At 64.4% G+C, this 19,110-nt stretch carries 14 protein-coding genes; 6 read left to right on the top strand and 8 right to left on the bottom strand.

What is annotated here, in order from left to right:
• Positions 1-17: 17 nt before the first annotated feature.
• The 4 genes from AB0O52_RS04785 to AB0O52_RS04800 all read right to left on the bottom strand — a co-directional run bounded on the left by AB0O52_RS04785 (position 18) and on the right by AB0O52_RS04800 (position 5,050).
• Positions 18-1,625 carry a long-chain fatty acid--CoA ligase gene (locus tag AB0O52_RS04785; RefSeq protein ID WP_364534144.1) on the bottom strand — a complete coding sequence of 536 codons (1,608 nt, stop codon included), beginning with the start codon at positions 1,623-1,625 and terminating at the stop codon, positions 18-20.
• 33 nt (positions 1,626-1,658) lie between these two features.
• A complete protein-coding gene (locus AB0O52_RS04790; RefSeq protein ID WP_364534147.1) occupies positions 1,659-2,855 on the bottom strand; it encodes an acetyl-CoA C-acyltransferase in 1,197 nt (398 codons plus the stop codon).
• Positions 2,856-2,894: 39 nt separating this feature from the next.
• Positions 2,895-4,199 (bottom strand): MFS transporter, encoded by a 1,305-nt coding sequence (locus tag AB0O52_RS04795; RefSeq protein ID WP_364534150.1) that lies wholly within the window; start codon positions 4,197-4,199, stop codon positions 2,895-2,897.
• Positions 4,200-4,525: 326 nt separating this feature from the next.
• A complete protein-coding gene (locus AB0O52_RS04800) occupies positions 4,526-5,050 on the bottom strand; it encodes an Lrp/AsnC family transcriptional regulator (RefSeq protein ID WP_364534153.1) in 525 nt (174 codons plus the stop codon).
• Positions 5,051-5,789: 739 nt separating this feature from the next.
• Between AB0O52_RS04800 and AB0O52_RS04805 the strand changes: the two genes are divergently transcribed.
• From AB0O52_RS04805 to AB0O52_RS04825, 5 genes are read left to right on the top strand one after another with little or no spacing between them, the layout of a single operon-like run.
• Positions 5,790-6,089, top strand: coding sequence for a hypothetical protein (locus tag AB0O52_RS04805; RefSeq protein WP_364534802.1), 300 nt, complete (start codon positions 5,790-5,792; stop codon positions 6,087-6,089).
• 46 nt (positions 6,090-6,135) lie between these two features.
• Complete coding sequence (locus AB0O52_RS04810; protein WP_364534156.1) at positions 6,136-7,677, top strand: pyruvate carboxylase subunit B; 1,542 nt, start codon at positions 6,136-6,138, stop codon at positions 7,675-7,677.
• Complete coding sequence (accB, locus tag AB0O52_RS04815; protein ID WP_364534159.1) at positions 7,667-8,221, top strand: acetyl-CoA carboxylase biotin carboxyl carrier protein; 555 nt, start codon at positions 7,667-7,669, stop codon at positions 8,219-8,221. The genes AB0O52_RS04810 and accB overlap by 11 nt, the downstream gene beginning before the upstream one ends.
• Entirely contained in the window at positions 8,218-9,573 is a 1,356-nt protein-coding gene (accC, locus tag AB0O52_RS04820; RefSeq protein ID WP_364534162.1) for an acetyl-CoA carboxylase biotin carboxylase subunit, read from the top strand. Before accB ends, accC begins: the two co-directional genes overlap by 4 nt.
• Positions 9,570-10,988 (top strand): aminotransferase class III-fold pyridoxal phosphate-dependent enzyme, encoded by a 1,419-nt coding sequence (locus tag AB0O52_RS04825; protein ID WP_364534165.1) that lies wholly within the window; start codon positions 9,570-9,572, stop codon positions 10,986-10,988. The genes accC and AB0O52_RS04825 overlap by 4 nt, the downstream gene beginning before the upstream one ends.
• Positions 10,989-11,318: 330 nt before the next feature.
• On the opposite strand, the gene AB0O52_RS04830 is transcribed toward AB0O52_RS04825, so the two are convergent.
• Positions 11,319-11,732: a VOC family protein gene (locus AB0O52_RS04830; RefSeq protein ID WP_364534168.1), complete on the bottom strand. Its 414-nt coding sequence runs from the start codon at positions 11,730-11,732 to the stop codon at positions 11,319-11,321.
• A 250-nt stretch (positions 11,733-11,982) separates the two neighbouring features.
• Here AB0O52_RS04830 and AB0O52_RS04835 point away from each other — a divergent pair, with 250 nt between their 5' ends.
• Positions 11,983-12,471 carry a DUF805 domain-containing protein gene (locus AB0O52_RS04835; protein WP_364534171.1) on the top strand — a complete coding sequence of 163 codons (489 nt, stop codon included), beginning with the start codon at positions 11,983-11,985 and terminating at the stop codon, positions 12,469-12,471.
• Positions 12,472-12,487: 16 nt separating this feature from the next.
• On the opposite strand, the gene AB0O52_RS04840 is transcribed toward AB0O52_RS04835, so the two are convergent.
• The 3 genes from AB0O52_RS04840 to AB0O52_RS04850 all read right to left on the bottom strand — a co-directional run bounded on the left by AB0O52_RS04840 (position 12,488) and on the right by AB0O52_RS04850 (position 19,109).
• On the bottom strand, positions 12,488-13,276 hold the full coding sequence (locus AB0O52_RS04840; RefSeq protein ID WP_364534174.1) for a metallophosphoesterase: 789 nt from the start codon (positions 13,274-13,276) through the stop codon (positions 12,488-12,490).
• A gap of 603 nt (positions 13,277-13,879) precedes the next feature.
• Positions 13,880-15,784 carry a DUF222 domain-containing protein gene (locus tag AB0O52_RS04845; RefSeq protein WP_364534177.1) on the bottom strand — a complete coding sequence of 635 codons (1,905 nt, stop codon included), beginning with the start codon at positions 15,782-15,784 and terminating at the stop codon, positions 13,880-13,882.
• 130 nt (positions 15,785-15,914) lie between these two features.
• Positions 15,915-19,109 carry an efflux RND transporter permease subunit gene (locus AB0O52_RS04850; protein ID WP_364534180.1) on the bottom strand — a complete coding sequence of 1,065 codons (3,195 nt, stop codon included), beginning with the start codon at positions 19,107-19,109 and terminating at the stop codon, positions 15,915-15,917.
• Position 19,110 lies beyond the last annotated feature (1 nt).

A 19,110-nucleotide genomic window follows, 5' to 3' on the forward strand; every position in this document is an offset into this window, starting at 1 on the left:
GGGGCCGTCAAAGCCGCTCATCGTGTTTCTGCGCTTTCCGGAAGCACAGCAGCGGAAGCGGAGTTTTCCAAATACCGGGCGGCGAGTTCCCGTTTCAGGATCTTTCCGCTTGGGCCCAGCGGCAGTTCCGTCATCAGTTCAATGATGCGCGGATACTTGTAGGCAGCCAGACGGGCCTTGGCGAAGTCGACCAATTCCTGGGCAGTGAGGGTGCCGCCCGGTGTCGTGGCGATTGCCGCGGCTACCTCCTGTCCGTGGATCTCATGGGGGACACCGAAAACGGCAGCGCTGACCACCTGCGGGTGCTGGTTCAGGATTTCTTCAACTTCGCGCGGGTAAACGTTGTAGCCGTTGCGGATGATCATGTCCTTTTTGCGGTCGACGATGCGCAGGTAGCCGTCGCTGTCCTTGGTGCCGAGGTCTCCGGTGCGGAACCAGCCCTGCACGACCGCTTCGTCGGTGGCGTCCGGCCGGTTAAGGTACCCCTTGAACAGGTTATGTCCGCGGATTACCAGTTCTCCGAGCTCGCCATCGGGCAGTAGTTCAATGCTGTCCGTGACCTCGGGGCGGGCGATCTCGATATCCACGCCCCAAATTGGGGTGCCGATGGTACCGGGTCGCGGCTTTTTGCCCACATGGTTGAAGCTGGTCACCGGGGAGGTTTCGGTCAGCCCGTAGCCTTCGTGGATGTCGGCACCGAAGAGCTCACGGAATTTCTCCAGTACCGGTACCGGTAGTGCGGAGCCGCCGGAGATTCCGTAGCGAAGCATCCGGGGGCGGGCAGGATTGGCCTTGGCAGCCTCCACCAGCGCCGTATACATGGTCGGCACCCCGAAGAACACGTCGATCGCGTGTTTGTGCAGCAGTTCCAGAGCGGCCTCCCCGGTGAACCTGGGGCACATGACGATAGTTGCGCCGACGCGCAGGCCGATATTGAGAACGCAGGTCTGGCCGAAGGTATGGAACAGCGGCAGGCCGCCGAACAATTTATCGCCGGCCCGGACGTCCAGGGTGCCGGTCAGCAGCACATTGACCTGTTCCATCAGGGCGAAATGCGTGCCGAGGGCGCCTTTGGGTTTCCCTGTAGTCCCGGAGGTGTACAGGATGGTCGCCGTGTCCTGAGGTTTCCGCGGGACATAGCTTTGAATCGGGACAGCGCCGGCAGCTTCGCCTTCCAGTCGTGCTGGACCGCCAGCACTTTCCGGCGCCATCACCGTCACGACTTCGACGTCGGCCGCTGCGGCACCCTGGGCGCCTTCGCCCAGCAGCGGCGCAGCACAGATCAGCAGCCTGGCGTCGCTGTCGCGCAGTGCATACTGAATTTCGCCGGCCTTTAGCAGTGCGTGGATAGGTACTACGATGCCTCCAAGGGCCAGCACCGCGTAATAGGCACGGGCAAAGTCCGCCACGTTAGGGATGAGGACGGCAACGGGATCGCCCGGTCCGATCCCACGGGCGCGCAGGGCTCCGGCGTAGGCACGGGTCTGCTCCCACAGTTGCCCGTAGCTGGTCTCTTCGTCTCCGACGATGAGAGCGGTGCCCTCAGGGCAGCGGGCGGCGGACTCGGCCAGGATGGCCGCGACGGAGACGGTGCCGAAGCCGTCATTGGTTGGCGTGATTTTCATGGTTGCTTGTCCTTAATAGTTGTGGGCCGGAGCTTAGGCCTTGAGGATCAGTGCATCGCCCTGGCCGCCGCCGCCGCACAGGCCCACGACGCCGGTGCCGCCGCCACTGCGCTTGAGTGCCAGCGCCTGGTGGAGGACCAGGCGAGCGCCTGAGGCACCGACGGGGTGCCCGAGCGCGATGGCGCCGCCGTCGGTGTTGATGCGCTCTGTGCTGATGCCAAGGTCCCTGGCTGACTGGATGACAACGGAAGCGAAGGCCTCGTTGATCTCGATCAGATCCAGGTCCTCCACAGTCAGCCCTTCGCGCTTGAGTGCATGCTCAATTGCCCGGGAGGGCTGCGAGTGCAGGGATGCATCGGGGCCGGCCGTCTGGCCGTGGGCGCCGATTTCGGCAATCCATTCCAGGCCAGCTGCCTCAGCTGCCGCCTTGCTGGCGATGATTATCGCTGCAGCCCCATCGGAGAGGGGCGAGGAAGAACCGGCTGTAATGGTCGCTTCTGCGGCTGTTGAGAAGGCGGGCTTGAGCTTGGACAGTAGCTCGGCCGTCGTTTCGGGGCGGATCGCCTCATCCGTATCGAGCACCAGGGCCGGTCCCTTGCGCTGGGCAATGGTAACGGGTGTGATTTCCTCCGCGAGGATTCCTGCCACCCGGGCCGTTTCTGCACGCTGGTGGGAACGGGCGGCGACCTCGTCCTGTTCTTCGCGGCTGATACCGCGGCCGTGATTCCCGGTGTCCGTGGCGGCACCCATCAGTTCACCGCGGAAGGGATCCTGCAGGCCGTCGTGGTTCAGGGAATCGACCAGTGGCGTGTCGCCGATGGTGACCCCGGCACGGAGTCCCATGGCCAGATGCGGGGCGTTCGTCATGGATTCCTGGCCCGCCGCGACGACAAAATCGACCTCGCCGGCACGGATCATCCGGGCTGCGTCGATCACCGCAGTGAGACCGGAGAGGCAGAGCTTGTTGACCGTCACGGTGGGTACGTCCCAGCCGATGCCGGCACCCACGCTGGCCTGCCGGGCCGGCCCTTGGCCGGCGCCAGCCTGGACGACTTGGCCGACGATTACTGCTTCAATCTGCTCAGCGGCCACGCCGGTCTTTTCCAGTGCTGCACGGATTGCGTGTGAACCTAGTTGGCTGGCCGAGAGAGAGGCGAGTCCTCCGCGGAAGCGTCCGAAGGGGGTGCGGGCGCCGCCGAGAATAACGGGGACGGGGATATCTGGGGACATCAAATAGCCTTTCGGGGGTTTGAGTTAGACTGCGGCGCGCTACGAATGTCGCGCTACTGCGGCTGAAGCTTGCGGGACAAGGCCGGGCGTTTTGATTCCGTAGGTCATGATGGCACCCACGGCGGACAGAACCACGGCGGCGGCTTGTAGCAGCCAGAACCCGCCGACGACCGCAACCAGCCCTGCCCCGAGCAGCGGGCCCAAAAGCTGCCCGAGCTGAGCAGAGACATTCACGAGGCCGAGATCATGCGCGTGGCCTTCCGGGTCCTTGAGCAGATCCGTCGCGAGTGCCAGGCTCACCGTCATGTACGCCCCGTAACCGACGCCCATGAGTGCCGAAGCGATCATAGTCATGATCAGAGACGGACTGATGAGGATCACCACACCCCAGACCATCCCAAACAGCGCAGACAGCACTGTCAGTGTGCGGCGCCGGCGCACCGGATTCGCGGAGGCCCGATCAGAGACGAACCCCGTGACAACCGCAGAGACCACGGTGAAGATCGTGTACACAGCGATGAGGAGGAGCAAATCGTCCTGCGCCTCGGCCGCGGGCACCTTCAATCCGTACAGCAGGAAGAACAGCAGCAACGCGGTGCCCAAGGCGTTCCCGATGTTCACGACCAGGCGGCTGCTGAGCAGCCACAGGAAGTTGCTGTCGCGCAGGGAAGACGAACGCCGGGCGGTTGAACCCGGTGCCAGCGCGATCATGCGGTGCGCGGGCTCATCCGGAAGCCACAATGCGGCGGCGACGCCGATCACCGCAATGATCGCGGCGATGACTAGGTACGACTCGAAGATCCCCAGTCCGCTCAGCACGACGGTGCCCACGCCGACGACGACGCCGAGCGCCTGCGCCGAGCTTGACGCGGCTGACGCGGCACCACGCTGGGTAGCCGGGAGCTGATCGGCGATCATCGCCGTAAAGGCCGCCGATGCGACGGAAATCCCAACGGAGACCACGATCCAGGCACCACCGATCGCGACGGGACCCGTCACGAGGCCGGTGAGCACCAGCCCGATCGCTGAAAGCAGCGATCCACAGATCGCCCAGGGACGTCTGCGCCCCCACCGGGAACGGGTGCGGTCAGACCAGCGGCCTGCCATCGGCGCGGCGATGACCCCGATTAGTCCCCCGACAGACAGCACCACGCCGGCCCATACCACGCCGCCGATCCAGTTCTCTCCCAGGGCGCCGGTGTCCAGTTGCAGTGGCAGCAGGAGCTGGATTGGCGTGAGCTGGATAGTCCAGATCGCCAACCACGCGACCGTGAACAGCGTCATCCAGAGCGGGCCGACCCGCTTCAGACCAGTGCCGGCGTGTGAGTCTAAAAGTTCGGTCATGAGTGTGCCTCTCGTTGAGCGCGCGAGACCGGATGAAGGGTCGTCGTTAGCGGAGAAGCACGGCCTGCGTAGCGCAGATGCATCCAGCTCGGCCGCGTCGACAGCGACGGCCTCACTCGTGGAGGATTCCATGCCCCTCAAAAACTGATGCACACAGTCTGATCTAACGCGTGCCCCGGTCACCACGACAGGGCGCACCTGCTTCCGGATGTGCAGGTGCAGCGTGCACTTACACAGCCCGAGGTCTGCGATCGTCCCTCGCGACGCTTCGGCCGGATGCCGCGGTCACATGTCCGAGATGCTACGCGCCGGCTGCCGGTTCCCGATCACTCAGGGGCGCGTTCCCCCCGCATCACCGGGAATCCGTCGACATGTTCCATGTGCTGGGCGGCGATGAGATGCTCGAAGACGATGTGCGCCTGGGCCGAGGCGACCACGGGGTCGGCGGCAATCTTCTGGGCCACGAGGTCCTGCAGCTGACTGCTCGACGTGCAGGCGACGTGCACGAGCAGGTCGTAGTTCCCGCCCATGAGGAAAACGTTCACGACATTGACGAACTTGACTGCGCGCTCGGCGTAGTCATGAGCGCTGCTCTGCGTCCCCGGCTTCAGGCGTATGAATACGATTGCGTGCAGGTCGAGTCCGAGCGCGGTCATGTCGTACTGGGCGTGGGTCGAGACGATGACGCCCGACTCCCTGAGCGCGCGCAGCCGCATCAGGGCGGTCGACGGCGACACATTGACGCGGGCGGCGAGCTCGTTGTTGCTGATGCGTGCCTCCCGCCGTAACTCCCACACGATCTTCTCGTCGATCGGATCGAGCGGCCTGCCTGCTCGAGTGGATTGGACCATGTCGATATACCCCCGAAAAAAATTTGACCGAGACGATCTGCAATCAACGAAAATCGCAGATATTTTTATAAATCTCCAGCATTCTAAAATTTCAAGCGATATCTTCGCAATACGAAGAATTTTTTGTCTCGAATTGTAGGCTTGTAGCAAGCATCCGCCGCCACGATGCCGGATCAGTCCGAACGCGACGCCGTTGGTCATCCCTCGTTGCCGGGCACGTTTCACCACGGCTTCTCCGAAGTCGCCCTCCCGATTCCCACGTACCGCAGAGGAGTAACCATGCACTCTGATGACCAGCCGAAGGTGCTTCTCTTTGGCCTGGGCGCCCGTATCGCGCCGAACCTCGCGGATGCGCCAGACGCCGACGTCGCGTTCGTCGCGACCACGTCGTTCGTCGCCGAGGTCGAGCCGATCATCAACGACTTGCTCGATCGCGGAATGAATGTCGTCACTATCTGCGAGCAGCTCGGCTTCGGCTTCGGCTTCTACGACCACGAACCCGTCGCCCGGCGTATTGATGAGCGCGCGCGACGCGCTGGTCTCACGGTGCTCGGCACGGGCTGCAACCCCGGCATTCTCCTGGACACCCTTCCGCTGCTGCTCAGCAGCCTCACGGTGGACGTGAACCGCGTGACAATCCGGCGGACGGCGGAAATGTCGGGCTACGGCGGGATCCTCTCGAAGTTCGGCTTCGGACTCACCGTCGCACACCGCCGTCGACCCCGGCACGATCGCTGCTCTGAGGCACGCAGCCAGGGGATACCTCGACGGGCGCGTCGTAATCGACGCGACGATCGACTTCGGGATCTTCGTGAGCGCGGACCCCTTCCCGGACGGGGACAGCTGGCGGATCGAGAGCTGCACCGGGACTCTCGACTTCTCGAGCAGCAGGATCGACAGCTACCAGTCAACCGTTGCCGTCGCAGCGAACGTCATCCCGTCGCTTCCCGGCTCCGCGCCCGGGCTTCTGACGATGGCGGACCTGCCGCCGAAGACGTTCGCGGCGAATGGCGCCAGGTCACATCTGGTCACTCGCTGAGCCGGCCTCCACACGTCACGAAAACCGAGCAAAGGAGCTAAGGAACATGCCGGAGAACCCACCCGCGAACATCGCGGAGGTCATGAGCCGCGGCGGCCGACCCGCACACAGTCGCCGCGAAGTGAAGATCATCGACACCACCCTGCGAGACGGTCACCAGAGCCTGTGGGCAACGCGGATGCGGACTTCGCACATGCTGGACATGATCGAAGAGTTCGACAGCGCCGGCTTCGAGCACGTAGACCTCGTCGCGCCCATCCAGTTCGACGTCGCGGTCCGCTACCTCAAGGAGGACCCGTGGGAGCGGGTCCGGCTGATGCACCGGCACGCCCCAAACACGACGTTCCGCGCACTAATCCGCTCGAAGAACCTTGCCACGTTCGACTTCCTGCCTGACGACGTGATCGAGGCATGGGTGGATCGCCTCGTCGCGAACGGATTCCGTGAGATCGGAGCGTTCGACGGTCTAAACGACGTAGACAACATCTCGGCGGCCCTGCTCCGGGCGAAGCGACTGGGGGCCGAGACCTTCGGCGCGGTGTCGTTCTGCGAGTCTCCGGTGCACACCGATGAGCTCTTTGTCGCCAAGGCGCAGGAACTGATCGGGAAGGCCGACGTCGACAGGATCATGCTCAAGGATGCCGGGGGACTGCTAACTCCGGATCGGATCCGCACTCTCGTGCCCGCGCTGAGAGCGGTGATCGGTGATCGTCCCCTGGAAGTGCACACTCACAGTCTCACGGGACTGGCGCCGCTCGTGTGCCTCGAAGCGGTGGAGCTGGGCGCGGACTCCGTGCACACCTCAATCGCACCGCTCGCCTCGGGCAACGGGCAGCCCTCCACGCAGGGCATGGTGCGGGATCTGCGGGCGCTCGGCTACACCGTGGACGTCGACGACGAGCGGATCGCTGCGATCAGCCGGAAGCTCTCGCGCATCGCCGAGGAAGAAGGCAAGCCTCTCGGCGTCCCGCACGAGTACACCGGCATGCATTACATGCACCAGACCCCTGGCGGGATGCTGTCGAACTTCCAGTCACAGCTGGAGGCAGCAGGTCTCGCCGATCGCTTCGACGAGCTGATGCAGGAGGTCGCGCGGGTGCGCGCAGAACTGGCGTACCCCATCATGATCACGCCGTTCGCCCAGCATGTGGGAACTCAGGCCGTGATGAACGTCATGAGCGGGGAGCGCTACCGCGTGGTTCCGAACGAGGTGAAGAAGTACGCACTCGGCTACTACGGCAAGCCGCTCGCGCCCCTCGAGCCCGCCGCACTCGAGAAGATCCTCGCGAACGGATCCTCGAACATCGCAGAGGAGCCCGAGGCGATCCCTCCGATGATGCCCTCGCTGCAGGAACGGTACCCGGACGAGGACATCGACCTGTGGCTGCTGCGTGCCCAGTTCGCGGGAACCCAGGTCGACGACATGAAGAAGGTCATGACGGAGGGCGGTGCGGCCGGCGAGAAGCTGATGCCGACCCTGGACCTCATCACCTCGCTTTACGATGGCACCCCCACAGGCCGGCAGGTGCTCAGGAGCGGTGATCTGCGGATCACCCTGGAAAAAGGAGAGAACGAAGATGGCCGATAACCTGCCCGACATGAAGGAACTCAAGGCGATCGTCGACTGGGTGAACCTCGCGGAGGACGTACGCGAGCTGTCGCTGAAGGTCGGCGACGTCGAACTGCACGTGTCGCGGAACAGCGGCGCCGGCGTCGGTCTGCGCGCCGCGGCCGTGCCTGTCGACGGTCCGGCCGTCAGCGCCCCCGCCGCGTCCGCCCCTGCCGTGCCAGCACAGGAGCCCGCGGCGGTAGCGCCGGCACAGGAGCCCGCGGCGGTAGCGCCGGCCCCGGATGCTCCGAAGGATGCCGCTCGGCTCGCCGACGACGAAGTGCTGATCACGGCGCCCATGCTCGGCACGTTCTACGCCTCACCGCAGCCGGGCTCTCCCGCGTTCGTCTCGGTCGGCGACCGCGTCCAGCCGGACAGCGTCCTCGGCATCGTCGAGGTGATGAAGCTCATGAACAACATCGAGGCCCGCGTCGAGGGCGCCGTGGTCCGCATCCTCGCTGAGAACGAGTCCCTCGTCGAGTACGGACAGCCGCTGATGGTGATCAGGAAGGACGCCTCATGACGCTCTCGAGCGTGTTGATCGCCAACCGCGGCGAGATTGCTCTGCGGGTGATCCGCGCGTGCAAGGAACTCGGTATCCGCAGCATCCTCGCGCATTCCGAAGCTGATCGCGATTCGCTCCCCGTCAGGCTTGCAGACCAGGCGCTCTGTATCGGCCCCGCCGCGGCAAAGCTCAGCTACCGCGACGGCCGCGCAGTGATCGCAGCGGCGCAGGCGAGCGGTGCCGACGCGATCCATCCCGGCTATGGCTTCCTGTCGGAGAATGCCGACTTCGTCGCGCTCTGCGAGTCCGAGGGCGTCGGCTTTGTAGGACCGTCCGCAGAGGTCATTCGCCGCATGGGTGACAAGATCGAGGCGAAGAAGATCGCCAGACATGCGGGGGTGCCCACCGTCCCGGGCTCCGACGGGGCCATCGCCGATCACGACGAGGCGTTCCGGGTGGCAGAAGAAGTCGGCTTCCCCCTGCTTATCAAAGCGGCAGCCGGTGGCGGAGGCCGCGGCCTGCGCGTTGTGAAAGCCGCCGAAACTCTTGCCGGTGACCTAGCGGAAATCATGGCCGAAGCCGAGGTCGCCTTCGGCGATCCCTCCGTCTACATCGAGCGCTACCTCACCGATATCCGCCACATCGAAATCCAGGTGGTTTCGGACGGCACCACAACGTTGCATCTGGGCGAACGTGACTGCACCGCGCAACGCCGCAACCAGAAACTCGTCGAAGAAGCGCCTTCTCCAGCCATCGACCACGAAACACGGGAAGGCCTGGCCAAGGCAGCCGTAGCACTCTGCGAAGAAGTCGGCTACACCAACGCCGGAACAGTGGAGTTCGTCTTCGACAATGCCACCGGCGAGTATTACTTCATTGAGATGAATACCCGCATCCAGGTTGAGCATCCGGTATCCGAAATGGTGACCGGGATAGACCTGATCAAGCTGCAGCTTGAGATCGCCGGTGGCGCGGCACTAGACCTGACGCAGGACGACGTGCAGGTGCGCGGGCACGCGATCGAGTGCCGCATCAACGCGGAGAATGCGGATCGTGGCTTCGCCCCTAATCCTGGAATGATCCACGAGTTCCGCGCCCCTGGCGGCTTCGGCGTGCGGCTGGACACGCACATCGAGAGCGGATCGACCATCCCGCCCTTCTACGACTCCATGATCGGCAAGCTCATCTGCTGGGGACAAGACAGGGACGAAGCGATCGCGCGGACCCTGAGGGCCCTGGATGAGTTCAAGATCCAAGGCGTGGTGACCACCGCTGCATTTCACCGTGAAGTCCTGAACACAGAGACCTTCAGGAGCGGCACATTCAACACAGGCTTCATTGCCGAATACATGGAGGACCGTCATTCATGAGCACCGCTAACCATCTCGTCGCGGGGTCCGATCCGCTACGGACGCTGCCACCGCTCCCGGCCTTGAAGCAGTCAAGGTATCTGGCCACGGAAATCCCGGGCCCACGTTCACATGAGTTCATGGTTGAGCGACGCGCCCAGGTGTCCAGTGGGTTCGGCACGCAACTGCCGGTTTTCATAGAACGTGCCGACGGCGGCATCCTGCTTGACGTGGACGGGAACCGCATCATCGATCTCGCATCCGGCCTGGGACCCACGTCGCTCGGGGCCTCGAACGAACGCGTGCGGGAACGCTTGCAAGCACAACTGGACCGATTCACGCACACCTGCTTCATGACCACCGAGTACCAGAGCTACGTGGAGGTCTGCCGCTGGCTGAACGAACGTGCGCCGGGCAACGCGGAGAAGCGTACGGCATTGTTCTCCACTGGAGCCGAGGCAAACGAGAACGCGGTGAAAATTGCCCGCTATTTCACTGGAAGGGCGAAGGTCCTTGCCTTCGACGGCGCGTACCACGGCCGGACCCACATGACGATGTCCTTGACCTCCAAGGCCCATCCCTACAAGACCGGATTCGGGCCATTCTCCAATGACGTCATCCACGTGCCGGTACCCACGTCACCACGCGGTTCAGCCGACACCGTTGATCACTCTCTGGACCGTGTCCGTGCCGCGCTGCTGGAGAACGACGCGACATCGTTTGCGGCCATGATCATCGAACCGATCCTCGGTGAGGCCGGGTGCCTGATTCCACAAGAGGGTTTCCTGGCCGGGCTACGGGAGATCGCCGATGAGTACGGCATTCTCCTGATCGCCGACGAAGTCCAGAGCGGCATGGGCCGTACCGGACGGATCTGGGCCATCGAGTACGAGAACGTGGTTCCAGACCTCCTTGTCGCAGCAAAAGCTCTCGCCAACGGCATGCCGCTCAGCTCGGTGACGGGACCGGCGGACGTGATGAACGCTGTGCATCCGGCCGGCCTCGGCGGAACGTACGCCGGGAACCCCCTTTCCTGCGAAGCTGCCCTTGCTGTATTCGAGCAGTTGGACACCGAAGGAGTTCTCGACAAGGCAACCGAACTGGGCCGGATCGCCGTCGAGATGCTGCGCCCTCTCGTGGGTGCAGGGCAGGGCGTCATCGATGTACGCGCCCGCGGGGCAATGATCGGCATCGAATTCGGCGACGAGGACACGCTTGAGCCCGCATCCGGGCGCGCCAAGGCGGTGTCAGCCTATTGCCACGCGAACGGAGTGCTGGCGTTGACGAACGGCGTTCACGAAAACGTCATCCGATTGCTTCCGCCGATCGTGATCGAGCCCACCTTGTTCCGGGACGGTCTGCAGGTCATCATCGGCGGAATTCGGGAGACTGCGCTGAAGGCCGCCGAGGAGAAAGCGGATGTTAGTGGTCGATAGAAACAGTCCAGTCAGTGGCGACGTTGGTGCCCCGAACGCCACCAACCGGTCCTGCGGGTGGGGGAAAGTGGCCTGGGAGGAGTCGCTTGGCCACGAAGTACATGTCCTCAAAGACGGCCACGTCGTCCGGACCGGCTTCTTCGATGCGGTAACGGTCGGTGGACGGTCTCTGGATCGCGCTGAAGGAGTTGAATCACGGGCTTTCTATGAGACGGCGCGTGGCCATGTAGCTCTGCGGATTTCCCGTCCGCCTGTGCCGATCGTCCACTGAGAGCCCCGCCCCCCGCTAATCGATCCCCGAACGGGACGCTCGGGGATCTGATGCTCGCGTTAGCCCACGAAGATGCAGAACGGATGACCGGCCGGATCGGCGTAGACGAACAGCGGCTCGTTTGGATCGTCCGTACGATCAAAGAGGAGCTCGGCCCCTAATGCCAGTGCCCTGGAGTGTTGATGTGCGAGGGCTTCTCGGTCAGGAACGGTGAGATCGAGGTGCATCTGCATTGGCACATCGGGCAAAGGCCATGTGGTCCGCTTCAAATGTTGAACCTGCTGAAAAGCGAGCTTACGATCGCCCTGCGCATCAGTTAGGACAAGCCAGTCGACATCATCAGGGAAGCCCTCGGCCCCGGGCTCGTCGCCTGACCGGTACTGGAGTCCGAGAAGCTGGCGGTAGAACTCCGCCAGTCCTCGCACATCAGTAGTGTCGAGAACCGTGTGAAGTAACTGAGGAAATCCCGTCATGGGCCGAGACTAACAAGTATCAGCGTCTTCCAGCCAGCGCCGGCGAAGCGCGCGACGCCCCGCATGCTTGGCGTCCGGCCCCGATGGGTGGTGTTCATCGTAGCTGAGTGGCGGCGCTACGGTGCTGCCCTTTCGGATGCCCGCTATCGGTTAGAAAATTTCCCGGGAATTTGCCCAAGTCTGACGCTTTCAAGCCGTGCAAGGCCGTACCATGAGCGCGTCTCATCACTCTGAAATGCATGGGGGAACCATGAGCTCACCGCGATACCCGTCTCAGCAGCCGTACCCGTCTCAGCAGCAGTCGTGGCAGGGCGAACCGCCACTGTGGGCGCCCTATTACGGCGCGCCTTTCCCGGAAGCAGTCAAGCGATTTTTCAAGAAGTACGCCACGTTCACCGGGCGTGCCAGCCGCAGCGAATACTGGTGGTGGGCGCTCGTATCCGTCGTCGTCGCCATTATCCTGAACGTCATTATCAGCGCTGGCAGCACCACCACCGCTTATGGCACCACACCCGGGCCAGGTGCCGGGATCGGCACAGTTCTGCTCGTCATCTGGGGTCTCGGGACCTTCGTCCCGGGCTTGGCTCTGACGGTACGCCGCCTGCACGACAGCAACAAAAGCGGTTGGATGATCCTGCTCGGCCTGATTCCGATCGTCGGCGGAATCATCCTCCTGGTGTTTATGTTCCTGGGCCCGAACCGTGCAGGTCAGCGGTTCGATCAGCCTGTCGGGCAATAACCGCCCGTAGCACCAGCTAAGCCCCGGAAAGCCCGGCCGTCTTGTCGACGGCGGGGCTTCCCGCTTTGGGTGCTGCGAGCTGGCCTTGGGGGCCGGTGACGTTGTAGTAGGTCACTTCGATACTCGTTGTTCCGCCGGGTTCAGTGCCGGGGTCAACACTGAAGAATGCGAAACCGTACGAGTTCGCGGCGTCGCGCTGTGCTGACCAGGCGGCGTCTTCCTGGACGTAGACCGGCGGCCGATTGTGGGTGGTGGGGTCCGGGGCGCCCACGGCGGTGATGACGCGGCACGCGGGAGGGTTGGTGAACAACTGGTTCGAGGGCACTGAGGTTCCGCCACCCCCGAGAACCATGTGGACGGTGCCCTTGGTGGTGTCGATGACGTCCTTCCGGGTGTCCGCAGGGATGGGGGTAAGCGTTGCATTGGTTTGCTGGCCGCGGACTGGGTGCGAGCGTTCGTAGTGATGTTCGTGCCCGCACACGACGAGGTCGACTCCGTACTTATCGAAGAGCGGCACCCATTCCTGGCGGATGCCGAGGTCGGCGCCGTTGAAGGATCCGGCCGTGCTAACGACAACCTGGTGCATGCAGATAACCACCCAGTCGATGTTTTTGTCCGACCGGGCAGCGCTGAGCTCCTTCTCCAGCCAGGCTTTCTGAGCGCCCTGCGAGTAGCCCCGAACGCAGCTGTTTCCGCCGTCCTGGTAGCAAACGTCGTCGTTGGCAAGGCTGATGATCCGGACCGAACCTGCCGTGAAGGAGTACCAGAGCCCTCGGGTGACATCTGCCTGCCGCAGGGGAACCAAGGTTGTCGTTGACCCATTGCTGTGCGCCGCCGGCTCCGGTGGACTTCTTTCCGAGTGTGGGGGTGCCCTGGTCGCCGAAGCTGGTGAAGGTGATCTTTCCGCGGCTGCGTGGACCTGTCCGGAAGGAGCCAAACTCCGCCTGTGCGCCGTCGTGCGTGGCGGTATAGAGGTAGTCGTGTGATGGAGCGAGCCCGGCCAGTTTCGCATGGTACGCGTAGACTTTTTGACCGGATTTGGCGTCGACATAGCTGGTTTCGAGCGCATCCTGGCTCCGGCGTAGCTTCCATCCGTTTCGCCGAGCATTGCCCGAGCTTTCGTTACGGGCTGCAAAGTGTGCCATGAGGCGACAACTTCGCTGGAGGAATCGGCTCCGAACTGCAGGTGCAGCCCGTTCACTACCGGTGTGGTGAGTGGGTCACCGGGTCCGGACGCAAGGCCGGCCTTGTCATCGGCTGACGCCGGTGCGGCCCCTGCGAGAGCGGCTGTGACCCCCGCAGCTGCGGCGCCCGAACCCGCGGCGTGAAAGTCCGGACCTTAAGATGTCTTTGTCGTCCGTCATGGAGTCAGCTTCACCCTGGGCCGCGACAAGTTCGTGAAGACGGTTCAAGCGATGGCCTGATGAGAGATGAACGGCGGGCTAATTAATCCGCTTATCCATTTTCGAGGCGCCGGAGGGACCTGCCCCAACTCGGTTGAGCGGGTGGCCCGCGCCTGGAACGGGGCTTCTAAACGGTCAGTCGCTTTAGTACGCGGCGTATTCGGCGTGGGGGTCGTCCAGGGGCAGGGTCCAGCCCGGGTTGTCTGTTTGGCCTGCATCGTTGTGGGTGTCGGGCCAGGGGTGGGCGGCCGTGAAGGAGGTCCAGTCGGGGAAGGGATCGGCCGGTAGTTCGTGTTTTTGGGGCAGTTCCAGGTCTGGTGGCAGTTCGTCTGGTGGCAGGTCATATTCCGGGGCCAGCTCCGGTCTGTGCCTGGTGGCGGCTCGGGGTGGTCCGGTTGCGTGTCTGCCGCCATGTTTGTGTTGGTGGTTGTGATCGGGAGGTGGGGTGGCCAGCGGGGTGGTTCCCAGTCCTGGTGTTCGCCGGGGTAGTGCCGGCCGGTGGGTGAGGTCCACCCGGGTGGGTGGTCTTTGCCGGCCGGGGTGGGGGTCCATGCGGTGCGGTGTTTGAGGCGGTGGTGTTTGGGGCAGGGTTGGCCCAGGTTGGAGATGCCGGTGGTGCCTCCCTCGGCCCAGGCCAGGAGGTGGTCTGCGTCGTTGTCCAGGGAGTGGTTGTTGCAGCCGGGGAAGGGGCATTTGCCGTCGCGGAGCCGCAGCCATTGGCGCATGGCCTTGGTGAGGCGGTAGCTGGTGCGTCCGATTTCCAGCGGCGCCCCGTCGCGGGGGTCGGTCAGGACGCGGTGGAAGGACTCGGCTCCCTCGGCGACCAGGCGCCGGGCCATGGACGGCGGGATCGGCCCGTACCCGTCCAGCATGGCCGGTTCGTCCGTGGCGCCGAGCAGGGACAGGACCGGGACGGTGACCAGCACCTGCGCCCTCGGGGACGGAACCCGCCCCGGTTCCAGACCGCCGCCGGACAGGCCGCCGTCGGGCGTTGCCGCGGTGGTGCCGGTGGTGCCGACGGCGTTGGTGGCGCCGGGGGTGGTGTTGGTGAGGAGCCAGGTGGCGGTGATGTCGGCGCGGAGCTGGGCGAGGGTGCGGGTTTCGGCGGGGCCTTGGAGGGCGCGGGCGGCTGCGGTGGTCCGGTCCCAGATCCCGGCCGCGGTGGCGGCGGGGAGGTGGGCGGAGAGCCAGGCCATGCCGTCGCGGTCCGGGAGGTATTCGACCCGCCGGTCGGCGGTTTTGGCGGTGTGGCGTTCTTCGATGCTGACGGGGTGGTGGCGTTCGCGCCAGGTGCGGGCCTTGGCCCGGAACCGGGAGGGGACTAGGTCCCCGGCCGGGCAGCCCCGGGCGGGGTCCGGTGCGCGGGGGTTCAGGAAGTGTGTTTCCAGGGCGGCGGCTGCGGCGGGGTCCAGGCCGGTGGTTTCGTCGACGATGATCCGGGCGTGCTGCCAGGAGAGGGTGCCGGCCTCAAGGGCTGCCAGGGTCAGGGGCAGGCCCGTGGCCAGGGCCTGGGATACGGACAGGAGGGCCGCGGCGGTGCGTTCGCTGACGGTCAGGACGCAGGCGACCTCGGCGATGAGGGCAAGCTCGCGGGCGGTGGCTTCCTGGGGTGGGGCGTCCGGGGCCGCCAGGGCCCTGGCCGCCTGGAGGTAGTCCGTGGCGAGTTTGGCTTTCAGCGCGGCGGTCCGGGCTTCCAGCCGGGCCACTTCGGCGAGTCCGTCCAGGCAGCCATCGGCCAGATCCCGCAGCGGATCGGTGTCCGGCGGGAAATCAGCGCCTCGCGGGGAATCGGGGCCGGGCAGATCGGAGGAACCAGCGCCGCCGGCGAAGCCGGCCAGCGCGGCAACGGAGCCGGCAACGGCCGCCACGGCCGCCCTGCTCTCGGCACTCCAGGCTGTCCTTCCATCCATACCCACAGCATCGCAGGAGGCACCGACAATTTAATATTGGCCCCGCTTGGCGCCGCTGGGCGTGTGCGTAATATTGGCGCCGCGCGGCGCCGCTTGACCCCGCTGGGCGTGCGCGAGGCAGACGCCGGGGCTAACTAGGTGACTGCGTTCGGGAAGGAACCATCCGCCCGAGTCTCCGGAAAGGGAACCTTAATCCCGGACGCGCCACACCTGAAGCTCCGCTCGGGATGGACCCTGCTTTTGCGAAGCGGAGGTAGAGCGAAGGAACAATGAACAAATTGAGCAGTGTGGACGTGACGAGTCCGCCCAGAATGACCACGGCCATCGGGTGTTCGATTTCATGGCCCGGGATATTGCCCATGACCACCAAGGGCACGAGGGCAAGTCCGGTAGCCAAGGTGGTCATGAGGATCGGGGAAAGCCGTTCAGAAGCTCCGCGCAACACGAGGGCGCGGCCGAAGGCTTCGTTCTCGTTCCTTTCCAGATGCTGGCAGTGGCTGATGAGGAGGATCCCGTTGCGGGCTGCGATGCCCATGACCGTGAGGAACCCGACGAGTGAGCCGAGCGAGAGGACCCCGCCGGTGATGTAGGCGGCGAACACTCCGCCGACCAGGGCTATCGGGAGCGTCAGCAGCGCGAGCAGGGCCAGCCGCCAGCTTCGGAACGATGCCTGCAGGAACAGGAAAATCAGGGCAAGGGCCGCTGTGGCGAAGATCGTCAGGCGTTCGGTGGCCGCCTGGCGTTCGGTGTACTCACCGAGGAGTTGGACACTGTAACCAGGCGGCAGGTTCATCTCTTCGAGGCGTTCCTGTAGCGTGCGGACAACTGTCCCGAGGTCCGCCCCCTGATCGATGAAGGAACCGACCTCAACGCGGCGGGATCCGTTCGTGCGGTCGATGAGGTTGGGTGTCGCTTGCACACTGACAGCGGCGACGTCGGCCAGCCGGACGCGCTGTCCGCTCGGGGTGTCGATCGGCAGGTCTTCGATGCTGGTGACGCTGGCGCGGGTCTCCGGTGTGCTCCAGACTTGGACGTCGTAGGCACGACCGTCCCGGAAGACGTCGCCTACCTCTTCCCCGGCCACGAGTGTCGCGGCTGCCCGCCTGACATCGCCGGGTTTGAGCCCGTACTTTTGCGCCGCGGCAAGATCCACCTTGACCGTAATCTGCGGCACCTCGACTTCCAGGGAGACGTGGGGTTCATTGGTGCCCGGGATGTGGTCAAGGATTGATTTGATCTTCTGGGCCTGGTCCCGAAGCACGTTCAGGTCATCGCCGTAGACCCGGACCAGGATTGGTTCGCTCGAGCCGGTCAGGACCTCTTCGATTCTCTCTTTCAGGTAGGTCTGGACGTCGCGGTGCAGGCCCGGATAGCCGTCGACAACCTCCTGGACAGCTGCCACCGTTTTATCGTAGTCAGCGTGGCGGTCGATGCTGATCCAGTTTTCCCCGGCGTTGACGCCGACGATCTCGTCTGCTGTGAACGCCTGGCCTATGTGTGTTCCGCAGTTCATGACTCCGGGCACCTTGAGGAGTTCCTCACAGCCCCTTTGTGAGATGCGGTATTCCTCTGCTGCCGAGGTGCCGGGCTCTGAGACCCAGTGCATCAGGAAGTCCCGTTCCTTGAAGGTGGGGAACAAGGACTGGCCAAGCAGGGGAGCGATCACCAGACCCGCCAGCGCGATGGCGCCGAAACCGGCGTAGCCGTAGCGGGGCCGGTTCATGGTCCGGGACAAGGCGGCGTGATATCCGCGCTTGAGCACCCGGACCAGGGGAGGATCGCGCTGCTCCAGTTTCGCCTTGCCGAGCAGAATCAAGGCCAACGCCGGTGTCACCGTCAGCGCGACCAGCATCGAGGCGAGGACGGCCAAGGTATAGGAGACAGCCAGCGGCCGGAAAAAGACACCGGTCAGTCCGTCGAGGAAGAAAATGGGAACGGCCGCGACGACGATGATCAAGGTCGCGTAGACAATGGGACTCCGCATTTCCAAGGAGGCCCTGAGCACCACCGAGGCAGTTGGTTCCGCGCTTCCCAGGGCCCGATGTTGCCTGAGCCGGCGCATGATGTTTTCGACGTCGATGATCGCATCGTCGACGACGACACCCACTGCGATGACGAGCCCCGCCAGGACCATGGTGTTGATGGAGCTCGCCGTGAAGTACAGCACGAGCGCCGCCGTCAGGAGGGAGAGCGGAATGGCTACGAGACTGATCAGCGCGGTGCGCCACTGGAAGAGGAAGGCGCCGAGGATCATGACGACCAGCAGGCAGCCCAGGAGCAGCGCGAGGCTGAGGTTGGAAATCGCCTCCTCGATGAAGCTCGCCGGACGGAAGATGGTGGTGTCGAAGGTGATTCCACTCAACCCTGGCTGGAGCTGGCGGAGGGCGTCCTCGACTCCTCTCGTCACATCGAGGGTGTTTCCCCAGGGGAGCTTCTCGACGATGAGCATGAGCCCGTGCCCGTTGTTGATGACCGCGTCGCCGATGAGCGGCTGATGGTCCTCCACGACCTTGGCCACGTCGCCCAGGTGCAGCGCGACGCCGTCCTTTTCCCTGATAGTGACTTGCGCAAGGTCCTCGGGGCTGGAAACAGCCTGGACGTGCTGGACGCCCATTCTCTGGTTCGGACTGTCGATGAAGCCTCCCGTGCCGATGAACCGGCCGGGGGAATACTTCAGCAGGCCGGCGTCCACGGCTCCGGCGGTGACTTCCATGACCTCGTTGAGGGAAACGTTTTCGGCCTTGAGCTTGTCCGGCTGCACCTGGACCTGCAGCATCTGGAGCCGTTCACCCCAGATGGCGACATTGGCCACCCCGGGCACCCGGAGCAAGCGGGCCCGGATCGTCCAGTAGGAAAGCATGGACATCTCGATCAGGGACCGGTTGGAGGAGGTCATGCCGATCTTCATCACGCGGCTCGTCGATGACAACGGCTGAAGCATGACCGGCGGGGCCGCCCAGGTGGGCAGGGCGGAGGTCACTGCCGCCATCCGTTCAGAGACCACCTGGCGGGCGTTCAGCAGATCGGTACCCTGTTTGAAGATGAGCACGATCGAGGACAGCTGGGGCACGGACTTGGAGCGCAGCTCATCTAGGCCGGGCATTCCGCTCAGGGAAGCCTCGATCGGGACGCTGACCAGCTCTTCCACTTCCTGGGCGGTCAGGCCCAGGCAGGCCGTCTGGATTTCCACGCGCGGGGGCGCGAATTCCGGGAAGACATCGATGGACGCTGAGCTCAACTGTACGGAGCCCAACAGCATCACCGCGCAGGCCAGCGCAACAACCACGGTCCTGAATTTGAGGCTGATGCCTATGATCCAACGCATT

It is taken from the genome of Arthrobacter sp. NPDC080073 (assembly GCF_040686575.1).
Lineage (GTDB): Bacteria > Actinomycetota > Actinomycetes > Actinomycetales > Micrococcaceae > Arthrobacter.

Excerpts from the sequence above, each read along its gene's own strand:
- AB0O52_RS04830 (WP_364534168.1), bottom strand. The coding sequence starts at position 11,732 with ATGACGGGATTTCCTCAGTTACTTCACACGGTTCTCGACACTACTGAT.
- AB0O52_RS04800 (WP_364534153.1), bottom strand. The coding sequence starts at position 5,050 with ATGGTCCAATCCACTCGAGCAGGCAGGCCGCTCGATCCGATCGACGAG.
- AB0O52_RS04825 (WP_364534165.1), top strand. The coding sequence starts at position 9,570 with ATGAGCACCGCTAACCATCTCGTCGCGGGGTCCGATCCGCTACGGACG.
- accC (WP_364534162.1), top strand. The coding sequence starts at position 8,218 with ATGACGCTCTCGAGCGTGTTGATCGCCAACCGCGGCGAGATTGCTCTG.
- AB0O52_RS04810 (WP_364534156.1), top strand. The coding sequence starts at position 6,136 with ATGCCGGAGAACCCACCCGCGAACATCGCGGAGGTCATGAGCCGCGGC.
- AB0O52_RS04835 (WP_364534171.1), top strand. The coding sequence starts at position 11,983 with ATGAGCTCACCGCGATACCCGTCTCAGCAGCCGTACCCGTCTCAGCAG.
- AB0O52_RS04845 (WP_364534177.1), bottom strand. The coding sequence starts at position 15,784 with ATGGATGGAAGGACAGCCTGGAGTGCCGAGAGCAGGGCGGCCGTGGCG.
- AB0O52_RS04785 (WP_364534144.1), bottom strand. The coding sequence starts at position 1,625 with ATGAAAATCACGCCAACCAATGACGGCTTCGGCACCGTCTCCGTCGCG.
- AB0O52_RS04790 (WP_364534147.1), bottom strand. The coding sequence starts at position 2,855 with ATGTCCCCAGATATCCCCGTCCCCGTTATTCTCGGCGGCGCCCGCACC.
- AB0O52_RS04795 (WP_364534150.1), bottom strand. The coding sequence starts at position 4,199 with ATGACCGAACTTTTAGACTCACACGCCGGCACTGGTCTGAAGCGGGTC.
- accB (WP_364534159.1), top strand. The coding sequence starts at position 7,667 with ATGGCCGATAACCTGCCCGACATGAAGGAACTCAAGGCGATCGTCGAC.
- AB0O52_RS04850 (WP_364534180.1), bottom strand. The coding sequence starts at position 19,109 with ATGCGTTGGATCATAGGCATCAGCCTCAAATTCAGGACCGTGGTTGTT.